General features: G+C 65.2%; 13 protein-coding genes. 8 read left to right on the top strand and 5 right to left on the bottom strand.

Features of this window, described 5'->3' with window-relative positions; genetic code table 11:
• Positions 1-93 precede the first annotated feature (93 nt).
• The gene (locus AAC645_RS13155) at positions 94-1,965 is read left to right on the top strand and encodes a TonB-dependent receptor plug domain-containing protein (RefSeq protein ID WP_340316628.1); all 1,872 of its coding nucleotides are present in this window, start codon (positions 94-96) and stop codon (positions 1,963-1,965) included.
• Between the two features lie 331 nt (positions 1,966-2,296).
• Here the strand turns inward: AAC645_RS13155 and AAC645_RS13150 are convergent, their stop codons facing one another.
• Positions 2,297-2,926 carry a response regulator transcription factor gene (locus tag AAC645_RS13150; protein ID WP_340316626.1) on the bottom strand — a complete coding sequence of 210 codons (630 nt, stop codon included), beginning with the start codon at positions 2,924-2,926 and terminating at the stop codon, positions 2,297-2,299.
• A gap of 540 nt (positions 2,927-3,466) precedes the next feature.
• Between AAC645_RS13150 and AAC645_RS13145 the strand changes: the two genes are divergently transcribed.
• Both AAC645_RS13145 and AAC645_RS13140 read left to right on the top strand, forming a co-directional pair.
• A complete protein-coding gene (locus AAC645_RS13145; protein WP_340316624.1) occupies positions 3,467-3,835 on the top strand; it encodes a response regulator in 369 nt (122 codons plus the stop codon).
• Between the two features lie 83 nt (positions 3,836-3,918).
• Complete coding sequence (locus tag AAC645_RS13140) at positions 3,919-4,188, top strand: hypothetical protein (protein WP_340316622.1); 270 nt, start codon at positions 3,919-3,921, stop codon at positions 4,186-4,188.
• A gap of 217 nt (positions 4,189-4,405) precedes the next feature.
• Here AAC645_RS13140 and AAC645_RS13135 read toward each other — a convergent pair whose 3' ends face one another.
• Genes AAC645_RS13135 through AAC645_RS13125 form a run of 3 tightly spaced genes read right to left on the bottom strand, consistent with a single transcriptional unit; the run spans position 4,406 to position 7,673 of the window.
• Positions 4,406-5,611, bottom strand: coding sequence for a glycosyltransferase family 4 protein (locus tag AAC645_RS13135; RefSeq protein WP_340316620.1), 1,206 nt, complete (start codon positions 5,609-5,611; stop codon positions 4,406-4,408).
• Positions 5,608-6,522: a Gfo/Idh/MocA family protein gene (locus AAC645_RS13130; RefSeq protein WP_340316618.1), complete on the bottom strand. Its 915-nt coding sequence runs from the start codon at positions 6,520-6,522 to the stop codon at positions 5,608-5,610. The genes AAC645_RS13135 and AAC645_RS13130 overlap by 4 nt, the downstream gene beginning before the upstream one ends.
• On the bottom strand, positions 6,522-7,673 hold the full coding sequence (locus tag AAC645_RS13125; protein WP_340316616.1) for a Gfo/Idh/MocA family protein: 1,152 nt from the start codon (positions 7,671-7,673) through the stop codon (positions 6,522-6,524). The genes AAC645_RS13130 and AAC645_RS13125 overlap by 1 nt, the downstream gene beginning before the upstream one ends.
• Positions 7,674-7,845: 172 nt before the next feature.
• Here AAC645_RS13125 and AAC645_RS13120 point away from each other — a divergent pair, with 172 nt between their 5' ends.
• The 5 genes from AAC645_RS13120 (at position 7,846) to AAC645_RS13100 (ending at position 10,176) form a co-directional block, all read left to right on the top strand.
• Entirely contained in the window at positions 7,846-8,397 is a 552-nt protein-coding gene (locus tag AAC645_RS13120; RefSeq protein WP_340316615.1) for a helix-turn-helix domain-containing protein, read from the top strand.
• Between the two features lie 78 nt (positions 8,398-8,475).
• Positions 8,476-8,838 (top strand): hypothetical protein, encoded by a 363-nt coding sequence (locus AAC645_RS13115; RefSeq protein ID WP_340316613.1) that lies wholly within the window; start codon positions 8,476-8,478, stop codon positions 8,836-8,838.
• A 73-nt stretch (positions 8,839-8,911) separates the two neighbouring features.
• Positions 8,912-9,358, top strand: a complete 447-nt coding sequence (locus AAC645_RS13110) for a hypothetical protein (RefSeq protein ID WP_340316612.1) — start codon at positions 8,912-8,914, stop codon at positions 9,356-9,358.
• Between the two features lie 32 nt (positions 9,359-9,390).
• The gene (locus AAC645_RS13105; RefSeq protein WP_340316611.1) at positions 9,391-9,939 is read left to right on the top strand and encodes a JAB domain-containing protein; all 549 of its coding nucleotides are present in this window, start codon (positions 9,391-9,393) and stop codon (positions 9,937-9,939) included.
• 48 nt (positions 9,940-9,987) lie between these two features.
• Positions 9,988-10,176, top strand: coding sequence for a DUF6961 family protein (locus AAC645_RS13100; RefSeq protein WP_340316610.1), 189 nt, complete (start codon positions 9,988-9,990; stop codon positions 10,174-10,176).
• 204 nt (positions 10,177-10,380) lie between these two features.
• On the opposite strand, the gene lepA is transcribed toward AAC645_RS13100, so the two are convergent.
• Positions 10,381-12,192 carry a translation elongation factor 4 gene (gene lepA, locus AAC645_RS13095; protein WP_340316608.1) on the bottom strand — a complete coding sequence of 604 codons (1,812 nt, stop codon included), beginning with the start codon at positions 12,190-12,192 and terminating at the stop codon, positions 10,381-10,383.
• Positions 12,193-12,251 lie beyond the last annotated feature (59 nt).

Below are 12,251 nucleotides of genomic sequence, written 5' to 3'. Positions count from 1 at the left end.
CTCGCGTGACGACGTTCGACTGAGGTCGTGCGCGGGGGGCGTTCATTTCCTGTCGCGCAGGACCCCATTGGCTTGATCCAAGGGAGGACATCCATGCGGACGTTCAATAACTGCCTCATCGCCGCGCTGGCGCTCCTGCCCGCCGCTGCACAGGCCGAAGACAGCGCCGATAGCGCCGACACGATTGTGGTGACGGCCGCGCGCTACGACCAGAAAATCTCCGAAGTCGGCAAGTCGATCAGCGTGATCGGCCTGCCCGAAATCGAGCAGCGCCAGACGCTGTCGGTCGCCGAGCTGCTGCGCACGCTGCCCGGCGTTACGATCCAGAGCAATGGCGGCGCCGGCGCCTTCACCAGCATCTTCATCCGCGGCGCCCAGAGCGAGCAGACCGTGGCGCTGGTCGACGGCGTCAAGATCAACGATCCGGCGTCGCCGGGCGGCGGGTTCAACTTCGCCGACCTGCTGACCGACAATCTGGAGCGCATCGAAGTGCTGCGCGGCCCGCAATCGGTGCTGTGGGGCAGCCGCGCGATCGGCGGCGTCGTCAACATCATCACGCGCGAACCGACGGATGCGCTGAGCTTTCGCGCAAGCGCCGACTATGGCCGCTACGACCACGGCCATGTCAGCGGTGCGGTCACCGGCAAGGCGGGGCCGGTCGGCTTCAGCGCCGGCGCAGGCTATCTGACCACCGACGGAATTTCGGTGGCCGACAGCGGCACCGAGCGCGACGGCTATCACCTGTTCGGCGTGAACCTGAAGACGGTGACCGAGATCAGCGACAGCGTCTCGATCGACCTGCGCGGCTATTACACCAAGAGCAAGGTCGACTTTGACGGCTTCCCGCCGCCGACTTTCGCGGTGCTGGCCGACACCGCCGAATATCAGCGCCAGCAGCAGATGGTCGGCTATGCCGGGATCAACGCCGCGCTGTTCGACGGGCGGCTGAAGAACCGCATCGCCACGGCCTATACGCTGGTCGACAAGGCCACCTACGATCCGGCCGGAACCCCGCTCAAGAATTTCGATACGCGCGGCCGCAACCTGCGCTTCGAATATCAAGGCGTCGCCGATCTCGGGCTGGTGCAGGCGACCTTCGGTGCCGAGCATGAGCAGGAACGTTTCCGCATCGTCAGCATCTATTCGCCGCTGTCACACAAGAAGGCGAATACCGACAGCGTCTATATCGACCTGCATGCGAAGCCGTTCGAGGGACTGAACCTCGGCGCCGGCATCCGCTATGACGACCATAGCCAGTTCGGCCACGCAACCACGAAGAGCGCCGATGCCGCCTATAGCCCCAATGGCGGCCGGACGACGGTTCGAGCCAGCTATGGCGAGGGGTTCAAGGCGCCCACGCTGTACCAGCTTTACGGAGATTTCGGGTTCGAGCACCTTCAACCGGAACGGGCCAAGGGCTGGGACGCCGGAATCAGCCAGTCGCTGATCGGCGACACCCTCGCCGTCAGCGCGACCTGGTTCAATCGGCGGGTGACCAGCCAGATCGATTTCGATCTCGGCACCTCCACCTACGCCAATATCGCACGCGCCCATGCCGAGGGCGTCGAGCTCGAACTGCGGATCGCACCTACCACCGATTTTCTGGTGACCGCTAATTACAGCTTCACCGATGCCCGCAATCGCCAGCGCGGCGATGCCAATTTCGGCAAGCAGCTGGCGCGCCGGCCGCGGCAGAGCGTGAACGTCACGGCCGACTATAGCTGGTCGTTCGGTCTGAGGACCGGGGCGACGATCACCCATGTCGCCAACAGCTTCGACGACGCCGCTAACACGGCTCGGCTCGGCAGCTATGTGCTGGTCGACGTCCGCGCCGCCATGCCGGTCACAGACGCGATCGAACTGTTCGCGCGGGTCGAAAACCTGTTCGACGAACAATATGAGACGGCCCGCGGCTATGGCCAGCCCGGCCGCGCCGCTTATGGCGGGGTTCGACTGCGCTACTGACAAGATGACAGGACCGGCAGGGGGGATACGCCGGTCCTGTCAGCTGCATCGAGCGGATATGATGTAGCGAGACTGCTCCGGATTGGGGGAGCGGAACAGCCTGACCGCAGATGCCGGTGCAGCATCCATATAATAGGATCTGCCGGCGGGCGCCTGCATTGCGTTGATCTACTATCCGGGAAAGCCCCTATCGCATCACGCGGGATAGGCGGTCGCCCTCGCGGGCCGGCGGGTGCTTCAGGCGGGGCCCAGACCGGCTTTGGACGAGCGGTTCGCTCGGTAGCGATGCGCTCCGGAACGGGGTTGCCGTCTCCCCGCACATCGTCCCCTTTCAGACTGCGGCCGCCTCGGGCCAGCTGGCGATCGCCGCCGTCCGCATTGCGGCGAGGATGGAGGGCGCTTCGAGCGCCGCCAGCGCCCGGGCACGGAGGATTTGCACGGCGCGCGGGTCGAGGTCCATCGTGTGCGCCAGTTCCTGATTGGTTTCGCCCGCGATCAGCCGTGCGAATATTTCCGCCTCGACATCGCTGAGCCGGGCGATTCGCGCCTTCGCTTCGGCCACCAGGTGCGGCGGCTCCACGCCCCGTTCGAGCAGGTGGAAGCCACGGGCGAGAGCGTCCAGCAACGGCCGCATTCCGTGCGGCTTGTACAGGAAATCGACGGCTCTGGCCCGGAACGCCTCGATCGCGACACCCACATCGCCGAAGCCGGTGACGACAATCATGCGAAACCGGTCGGCGCGTTGGGACAGCGCCTGCATCGCCGCCCCGCCACTGGCACCTTCCAGTTGTAGGTCGAGCACGACACAGCCCGGCTGCAGCGTGTCGAGCGCCTCGATGAAGGCATAGCCGCTTCGATATTCGCGGCATTCATATCCGCCATGCGCCTGGATCAGGCTGACAACCGACGCCCTGACGACCGCCTCATCGTCGAGGACGTAAACGAGGCGATGTGGCGTCACGGCGGCCCCACGCTCATTCGCACCATATGCATGTGTTAAATCCCCCGACTTTCTAGAGAGTTACCTTGAATTATCGGGAGCGCAACAAGAAAACGAAAATAGTCATTCCGTCTACGAAACTATACGTATCTGGATTGCCTGATGGGACGGAAGGGGAAGCTTTTCCGGAACGCCTGCCAGCCGTGGAACGAAGTCTACCGCTATGCGGCAAGTAGAAAATGCGCAGGCGCGTAGGCCGATATCCAGATTTTCCTGTTCCAGTGTATGCCTGCTGGCAGGAGCCCGAATGCAGAAATTATATTTTATGTTGATTTCATCGCGATGTCGGATTTGTTGCGCGCTGAAGGGTCATGTCCTTCCCGCATGGGAGGTCCGTCGCGCCCGCGCCTTTCGCCCCGGTGCGAAATCGCGGCCCCACCTGCGCGTTGGCCCATGTTCCGGAGCTTTTCGTGCGGCCCGGCGGTCATGGAAACGCGCCGTTAACGGGTCGAGGCGTACCGAAGGACACGGGCTGCGACGCCCGGCAACGGGAAGACGCGCGTGTGCAAGACAATTTTGACGGTGGACGACTCCCCCAGCATCAGGATGCTGTTGCGTTTCGCACTGACCGGACAAGGCTTTGCTGTCGCCGAAGCCGAGGACGGGATGGCCGCGCTCGAATGGCTTGCCGCCAATGCGCGGCCCGACCTGATGATCACCGATATCAACATGCCGCGCATGGACGGCTTCGATCTGGTCGAAACGGTGCGCAGCAAGGGACCGCACAGCGACATGCCGATCCTCGTGCTTACCACCGAGAACTCCGCGGAGAAGATGGCGCGCGCCACCCATGCCGGGGTCGAGGGCTGGATCGTCAAACCCTTCGATCCGGCGAAGCTCGTCTCGGCGATCCGCGACGCAACGCATTGACGAAGCCCTGTTCGCTCGCCCTCGGCGCACCGCTCGACAATCGCCACCGCATTGCCGAACCTCTCTGACGGAGGAACCGCTCGATGAGCTCGATCAGCCACGATGCCTTGCTTGCGATGCTCGCCGAAGAACTCGAGACGGCGCGTGAGCAGCTGGAGGTGCTCGGCGTCGCGCTCATCTCCGACAGCGACGTTACGGCGCGCCACATCAGCCACCTCCAGGCGCTCGATCATGTCGGCCAGCGCTGCGCCTCGGTAGCGGCGATCCTGCGCGCGGAGGACCGGCACGCCGCCAGCCGCGCCGCACCGCTCGACAGCATCGCCGCGCGCCTCGCCCTGCTGGGGGCCGCCTAGAGCGGAATGACTTTACCTTGATCCGTTCGTCCCGAGCGAAGTCCAGGGACGTCCGCACGCGGTACGGGCGATGTCTCGACTTCATCCATTGGATGAAGTTCATCCTGAGCGCCTGCCTTGCAGGCAGTCAAAGGGCTCGACACGAACGGGTCCAGGGTGTGGGTCAAGTCAACGTCATCCGAGTATAGAACCGATCGGTATTCCGCCTGATTTGAGGTCACACCAGACCGTCGCCCTCGAACAGCGCGATCAGCTGCGGCGCGATCCTGGCGATGTCGTGCCGCGCTTCGACGCGTTTGCGCCCTTCCCGCCCCATATCCGCCAGAGCCGCGGGGCTGGCGTCCATCACCGCCGCGATCGCCGCTGCGAGCCCCTCGGCGTCTCCCGGCGCAACCAGCCATCCGCAGCGGGCGTCGACCAGCTCCGGGATGGCGGCGATGCTGGTGGTGATGACCGGGCGGCCCATCGCGAACGCCTCCATGATCGCGATCGGCAAACCTTCGGCGTGGCTGGGCAGCAGCAGCGCCCTGGTCTCGCCGATCCGGCGGAGCACCTCGGCATTGCTGCACCAGCCGAGCAGCTCGACCCGGCCGGCTGTGCCCGTGCTGGCGATCTCGCTCTCCACGGCGGCACGGCTTTCGCCGTCGCCGATCAGGATCACCGACAGGCCGGGATGATCATGCGCCACCGCGGCGACCGCCGCAGGAATTTCCACTTGGCCTTTTTGCGGGCAGAGCCGGCCCACGCTGAGCAGCCGATCGCTCATCGACGGGGGGCCGGGCGTCGCGGGATAATCTCGCAGATCGAGGCCGCAGGCTATCACGCTGATCCGGCCCCATAAATGCTCCGACAAATGGCTCCGCAGCCGATCGCGGCAATAGCCGCTGATCGCGACGACGGCCGCGGCATGCCCGACCTTTTCCGCAACGCTGTTCGCGGCAAACTGCTCGAGTTCGTCCGGGCCATGGACAGTGAAGCTGTAGGCAGGCCCACCGAGCAGGCGGCACAGCATCGCCACCGCCGCGGCGTTGGTAGAGAAATGGGCGTGGATATGATCGATGCCGAGGGCGGCGCAACGCCACTTCAGCCGAATCGCCTGCGCCAGATAGGCGGCATGACGGACGAAGCCGCCGCCCGCGGCGCGTCGCATCGCGCCGGCCGCTCGAAGTGCTTTGCCGAAGCCGCGCGGATCGCGCATCGCGTGATGCGTCATGCCGCCGAGCAGCCGCACCGCCTTGCCGGTCAGCAGATATTCGGTGCGGCCGCGCTCGTCGATATCTTGCGGATCGACAAGCCGTTCGGACCAGGCGCGGACCGCGAAGCGCTTGACCGGCACCCCAGCCCTCTCGATCGCGGCGATCTCGCGCCGGATGAAGGTCGTGCTGGTCATCGGATAGCTGTTGAGGAGATAGGCGAGCCTCATCCGCGCCGCGCTCCCTCGATCAGGCGCGCAACCGCGAGCATGCGCTCATGGCTGACGACCGGGCTCTCCAGCGCCCCGGCGCGGAACAGCGCCGAGAAATGCTCGACCACATGTGCGTGGATCGCCCCCGCATGGGGAAGATGGGCACCGCTGGTGCGGCTGGCGATGTCGCAGAGCCGCCGAACGACCGGGTTCTGCCGAAGCCGGCGCCAGCTGCGGGACGGTGCCGATCGCCGGGGCGGCAGGACGCTGAGGCGTTGGGCACTCAACAGCGGCGGCGGCACTTCGACCGCACCGGCATCGCCTTCGATCCACAGGCTGTTGTCGAGCAGCGTGCCAAATGAAATGGCGAGATCCGAGTGTGCGCCGCCGGCATGGCGCAGAACAAAGCGCGCGGCGACGTCGACGCCCTGCCCATCCCGCTCGACCGCCGCCTCGCTGCGCTCGACCGGCCCCAGCGCGATCAATGCCAGCATCAGCGGATAGACCGCGCGATCGGCCAGGACGCCGCCGTCGGCCTCGAACAGGCGCGGGCGGGACCGCCTTGAAATCGGGTAGCCGAAACTGGCTTCGAGTTTGCGAAGCGTGCCCAGCCGCCCCGCGCGGGCAGCCTCCAGCGCTGCGGCGACCGCCGGCAGGAACGGCGTCGGCACGGCCTCCATGTAGAGAAGGCGTTTTTGCCGGGACAGCGCCACGATCTCCTCGGCCTCGCCGGCGGTCATGGCGAAGGGCTTCTCGCACAGCACCGCCTTGCCGGCTTCGAGCGCCGCGATAGACCGCGCAGCATGATCACGGTTGCGCCCGGCTATATAGACAGCCTCGGCAGCGCCTTCGCCGGCATCGCCGATCAACCCGCGCATCGTCGCAGCCATCTGGCCGCTGCCCTGCACGGCGAAGCGCAGCGGCAGCATCAGCCGCCCCAGTCCATCGGCGCCATCGGTGCGAATCCGGTGCGCATCTGATGCTCGCCGCCCTGTTGGATCGCGAGCGACACTTCGGTCAGGTGAAGCGCGAAATCGCCGGCCAACCGCGGCATGGTGCCCTGCGCGATCGCGCGCGCCATCTCTGCCACCCCCAGCGCGAAGTTCATCGAGGCTGCGCCGCGTCGTCCCACGATCGGATGACCGGAGCCGGACGGACGAACCCGGGCCGCGAACGGGCTGTTGATCAGCCGCCGCCGGATCACATGGCGCCGGCGCACCCGCACCGCCGCACCATTGGCCCAGGCTTCGTCGACCTCCAGCACGCCATCGTCGCCGAAGATGCGCAGCCGATGGTCGTGGCGAGCGACGATCGAACAGGTCAGGCGCGCCACCATGTCGTCGAAGAACAGACTGGCCGAGCTATAATCCGGCGTGCAATGCCCAGCCCCGGTCTGCGCCGCGTCGAGTACCCGCGCCGATCCCGCGACCAGCCGGCGCACCGGGCCGAACATGGCCATCAGCCAGCCGAGATAATAGCCGGCATGTTCGAGCGTGCAGCCGGTCGCGAACTCGTCCGCCGCCGGCCAGGGCGCGCCGCTGGCAGAGCGCCAGCTGCGATAGGGCGCCGCCGGCAGGAAATCGTCGTCGAGCTCGGCATAAGCGAGCCTCGGCTTGCCGATCCGCCCCGCCCGCAGCGCGCCCCACGCGGTCTGCGCGGCCCGACCGAGCAGGCTGCACGGCGCCGAGGCGAGATGCAGGCCCCGCGCCGCGGCGCGCGCGGCCAGCGCCTCCGCGTCGGCCAGCGAGAGGGCGAGCGGCTTTTCGCACCAGACATGGATGCCCGCGTCCAGCGCGGCGGCCGTCACCGTCGCGTGCGCGTGCGGATTGGTGAGGTTGAGCAGGATATCGGGCGCGAACGCCGCCAGTGCGTCGAAGCTCGCCGCCGCAGGAAGCTTCCACTGCCCGGCGAAGGCCGAGAGCCGTTGCGGATCGATGTCCCACGCGCCGACGATCTCAAGCGCGGGGAAGCTGCGCAGCGACGGCATGTAGAGGTCGGCGACATAGCCCGTCCCCACGATCGCGATTCGCGCCGCTCCGCGATGGTCCCCCGCTGCCATATGCATCGAGTCTAGGGTCATGGCGCCGCCACCGCAATGCTCGGCGCCGCGCTATCGAGCAGCGACTCGCACGCCGAAAAATCGTTACGATGTCGTAAACTACATGCCGTGACGGCGCGTTGGGACCGCCGCGACAAAAAAAGGACATATCAGTGCGGTAGTACCGGATTTTACATAGTCGAGGTTTGGCGATATGAACCACGCCATGGAATCGGATCGCATCCAGAAACTCACCGAGGCGCAGCGCACCTGCCTGCGCATGGTGCTGATGCATCTTTCGTCCAAGGATATCGCCCGGGAACTGGGGATTTCTCCCCATACAGTCGACCAGCGGCTGCGGATGGCGATCCAGGCCCTGGGCGTCGCAAACCGCTTCGAAGCGGCGCGAATCCTGGCGAAATACGAGAGCCCGAATCCATATCAATCAGCCGTATATCAATCGCCGCATGTTGCTCCGGCGCCGGTCCATGCCACTGTCGGGTTGTCCGACATTCATGGGGTTCGGCAGGATGACATCGGCTTTCAAGGCACAGCGGTACGGGAGGAACAAATCGCGTTCCGAACACCCGCATTCGCCGGCGGCGGCTTCGTCAATCTGCCTTTCCCTACGCCGGGGAGGGAGCGCAATGACCTAAATATCGTGCAACGGCTGGGCTGGATCGTTTCGATCGCTATAGCCTCGGCCCTGGCCTTCGGCGGCCTTCTCGCCGGAATCGACGCGCTGAGGCGGCTCTTTCTAGCCTAAAGCGCTCATCTAGTTTTCACAGCATCGTCCAGCAGGGACGCGCTGGCCCCCAGGGTGGCCGCGCGAAGGGAGACTCACATGTTCAATCGCATGACCATCATGAAGCGTCGCGAAGTTGCGCAGGATGTAGCCGACCGCCTGATGGCGGCGGAACACGCCATCGATATCGCTATCGCCCGCACCGCGGATCTGACCGGCTTCCTTCCGACCGCACGCGTCGAAGCCGAGCTGCCGTGCGAAACCGGGCAGGAAGCGCTTGAATATGCGGCCGAAAGCTTCTCGGCACTGGTTCGGGCCCGGGCGCAGATGATCGCCAGCCACCGCGAACTTGCCGTCACCAAGGATCAGATCGGCCTTCGGACGGTTTCGCTGGGCGGCCTCGTCCCCAAGCCGCCGTCACAGTTCACCCATCTCACCGAAGTGGCGACCGTCGCGGCCTGACGTTGGTCGAATAGGCGGGGCGGTCCTTCACCTAATGCTTGATCGGAGCATCACTTCGTGATCCGGTCCCGGCATGCCTCCCTTCCTATATCAGCTGATCTATCTGCTCGCGCTCGTCTCTGCCTGTTCCTACGCGGGATGGATCGGAGGCTGGCCCGAGCGGGCAGGCGCCGCGATAATGGTGACAGGATCGATCCTGTCGCTGGTCGTGGCATCCCACCGGGAATGGCAATCGCCCGAGCTCGGCATCTTCATCATAGACCTGCTGGTGCTCGCGGCGTTCGTCAACCTGACACTCTATAGTGATCGATACTGGCCAATATGGGTAACATCCTTCCATTTGATCGCAGTGACCATCCATGTGGCCAGCCTCGCCGATCCTACGGTGGCGTCGCTGGCCTACGCGAGTGCACAGGAATTCTGGGCCTATCCAATGCTGGTGGGCATAGCGATCGGTACGTGGAACCACCGGCGGCGACAGGCTTCCCTTCCGACCAGGGGCAATGCCGCGCGGTATTAGAGGATCTGCTGCAACCGCTCGGCGTGCCGCATATGGGCGCCATTGTCGACGAGTTGCTCGATGAGTTCGGCAGCATGCCCGCGATCCTCGCTGCCGAGTCGAGCGCCCTGCACGCCTGCCTGCCGGAAGAGCCCCAGGTGGTGGGCTTCCTGCTCTCGGTCCGCGTGGCGATGCTGCATTCGCTGCGGACTGAGCTTGGCCAGAGCCCGATCCTATCCACGTCGGAGGCGCTGACCAACTATCTGTTCGCGAGCATGGCCTATAACAGCATCGAGCATCTGAGGGTGCTGTTCCTGAACTCGACCAACAGGCTGTTGCGCGACGAGATCATGGCGCGCGGCACGGTGAATCAGGCGCCGCTCTACCCGCGCGAGATCCTGAAGCGCTCGCTGGAAATCGGGGCCACGGCGCTGATCATCGTCCACAATCATCCCTCGGGTGATCCGACGCCCTGCCAGGCGGACGTCAAGGCGACGGCCCATCTGGTCGCTGCGGCCCGGCCGCTGGAGATTGCTGTTCACGACCACCTTATCATCGCGCGCACCGGCTGGCGCAGCCTGCGTGCAGAAGGATTGATATAGGGAATGTCGCAGTCGGAGAAGAAGAGTAGTAGCGTGATGGAGACCAGCATGATCCAGGACTTCGCAAAGCGGGTGATCGACGATTTCGGCGATCAGACCGACAGCTATGTCGCCAGCCGCATCGGCGTGCTGATCCGCGATGGCGACAGCTACGGCGTGGGTCTTTGGAAAGCGGTGGCCTCGGAGATCGAGCGGCTCCGCATGCCGCGCGAACATACGCCCCGCAGCCGTCATTGAAGGGCGCGCGGGCAGGTTTGTAACAAAATCGGCGCAAGCTGAAACGAGTACCCGGTCGGCTGTCCTCCCCCCGATCCAGCCGGCCGGGGACACACAGGGAGAAGACTTCCAGCCCCCCAAGGGCGGCGGATTGACAAGGGGCGTTGCGGTCCGCCGCCCGACCTGGGCACATCTCGATCGCCGGCGCAGCAGACCGGCCTGGTCTCAGCCCTCGTCGCCCATCCTGAGCGCGGCGATGAAGGCCTCTTGCGGGATGCTGACGCTGCCATATTCGCGCATCCGCTTCTTGCCCTCCTTCTGCTTGTCGAGCAGCTTGCGCTTGCGGCTGGCGTCGCCGCCATAGCATTTCGCCGTCACGTCCTTGCGCATCGCCGCGATCGTCTCGCGGGCGATCACCTTGCCGCCGATCGCGGCCTGGACCGGGATCTTGAACAGGTGGCGCGGAATCAGGTCCTTCAGCCGCTCGCACATGCCGCGGCCGCGCGTTTCGGCGGTGCCGCGATGGACGATCATGCTCAGCGCGTCGACCGCCTCGCTGTTGACCATGATCGTCATCTTGACGAGGTCGCCCTCGCGATAGCCGATCTGGTGATAGTCGAAGCTCGCATAGCCGCGGCTGATCGACTTGAGCCGGTCGTAGAAATCGAACACCACCTCGTTCAACGGCAGCTCATAGGTGATCTGCGCGCGTCCCCCGACATAGGTGAGGTTCTTCTGGATGCCGCGCCGGTCCTGGCACAGCTTGAGCAGCGAGCCGAGATATTCGTCGGGGACGTAGATCGTCGCCTCGATCCAGGGCTCCTCGATCGCGGCGATCTGCATCACGTCCGGCATGTCGGCCGGGTTGTGCAGCTCGATCTCGCCTTTGCCATGCGCGAGCTTGATCCGGTACACCACCGACGGCGCGGTAGTGATCAGGTCGAGGTCATATTCGCGGGTCAGCCGCTCCTGGATGATCTCGAGATGGAGCAGTCCCAGGAAGCCGCAGCGGAAGCCGAAACCCAAAGCCGCCGAGCTTTCCGCCTCGAAGCTGAACGAGGCGTCGTTGAGGCGCAGCTTGTAGAGGCTGTCGCGCAGCTTCTCGAAGTCGGCGGCGTCGACCGGGAACAGCCCGCAGAACACCACCGGCTGGACTTCCTTGAAGCCCGGCAGCGCCTCGGCGGTCGGCTTCTTGGCATCGGTGATGGTGTCGCCGACCCGGGTCTGGCTGACCTCCTTGATCTGCGCGGTGATGATGCCGATCTCGCCCGCCGCCAGTTCGCTGAGCTGCTCGAGCTTGGGACGCATGCACGCGACGCGGTCGACGAGGTGCAGCGTGCCATGCTGCATGAACTTGATCTGCTGGCCCTTCCTGAGCATCCCCTCGACGACCCGGACCAGGATGACGACGCCCAGATAGGGGTCGTACCAGCTGTCGACCAGCATCGCCTTCAACGGCGCCTCGCGATCTCCCTTGGGGGGCGGGATGCGAATGACGATCGCCTCGAGCACCTCGACGATGCCGATTCCCGACTTGGCACTGGCGAGCACCGCATCGTCGGCGGGCAGGCCGATGATGTCTTCGATCTCCTTCTTCACCTTGTCGGGCTCGGCGGCAGGCAGGTCGATCTTGTTGATGACCGGTACGATCTCATGATCATGCTCGATCGACTGATAGACATTGGCGAGCGTCTGCGCCTCGACGCCCTGCGCGGCGTCGACGACCAGCAGCGCGCCCTCGCAGGCGGCCAGGCTGCGCGAGACTTCATAGGCGAAGTCGACATGGCCCGGCGTGTCCATCAGGTTCAGGACATAGGTCTTGCCGTCCTTCGCGGTGTAATCCAGCCGGACGGTCTGCGCCTTGATGGTGATGCCGCGCTCCTTCTCGATATCCATATTGTCGAGCACCTGCGCGGACATCTCGCGCTCGGTGAGCCCGCCGGTCTGCTGGATCAGCCGGTCGGCCAGCGTCGACTTGCCATGGTCGATATGGGCGATGATCGAAAAATTGCGGATGCGGTCGATCGGAACGGTCACGAAAATCTCAATCACGAAGAGAGGAAGTCGCGCGCGCCATAGCAACGCATGGCGCGCGA

Source organism: Rhizorhabdus argentea (assembly GCF_037861105.1).
Lineage (GTDB): Bacteria > Pseudomonadota > Alphaproteobacteria > Sphingomonadales > Sphingomonadaceae > Rhizorhabdus > Rhizorhabdus argentea.
Note: the sequence above shows the minus strand (reverse complement) of the source record. Positions and strands in the feature narration are given on the sequence as shown.

Bases quoted from the DNA above. Each gene is read 5' to 3' on its own strand.
- AAC645_RS13155 (WP_340316628.1), top strand. From the start codon at position 94: ATGCGGACGTTCAATAACTGCCTCATCGCCGCGCTGGCGCTCCTGCCC.
- AAC645_RS13140 (WP_340316622.1), top strand. From the start codon at position 3,919: ATGAGCTCGATCAGCCACGATGCCTTGCTTGCGATGCTCGCCGAAGAA.
- AAC645_RS13135 (WP_340316620.1), bottom strand. From the start codon at position 5,611: ATGAGGCTCGCCTATCTCCTCAACAGCTATCCGATGACCAGCACGACC.
- AAC645_RS13130 (WP_340316618.1), bottom strand. From the start codon at position 6,522: ATGCTGCCGCTGCGCTTCGCCGTGCAGGGCAGCGGCCAGATGGCTGCG.
- AAC645_RS13125 (WP_340316616.1), bottom strand. From the start codon at position 7,673: ATGACCCTAGACTCGATGCATATGGCAGCGGGGGACCATCGCGGAGCG.
- AAC645_RS13120 (WP_340316615.1), top strand. From the start codon at position 7,846: ATGAACCACGCCATGGAATCGGATCGCATCCAGAAACTCACCGAGGCG.
- AAC645_RS13115 (WP_340316613.1), top strand. From the start codon at position 8,476: ATGTTCAATCGCATGACCATCATGAAGCGTCGCGAAGTTGCGCAGGAT.
- AAC645_RS13110 (WP_340316612.1), top strand. From the start codon at position 8,912: ATGCCTCCCTTCCTATATCAGCTGATCTATCTGCTCGCGCTCGTCTCT.
- AAC645_RS13105 (WP_340316611.1), top strand. From the start codon at position 9,391: ATGGGCGCCATTGTCGACGAGTTGCTCGATGAGTTCGGCAGCATGCCC.
- AAC645_RS13100 (WP_340316610.1), top strand. From the start codon at position 9,988: ATGATCCAGGACTTCGCAAAGCGGGTGATCGACGATTTCGGCGATCAG.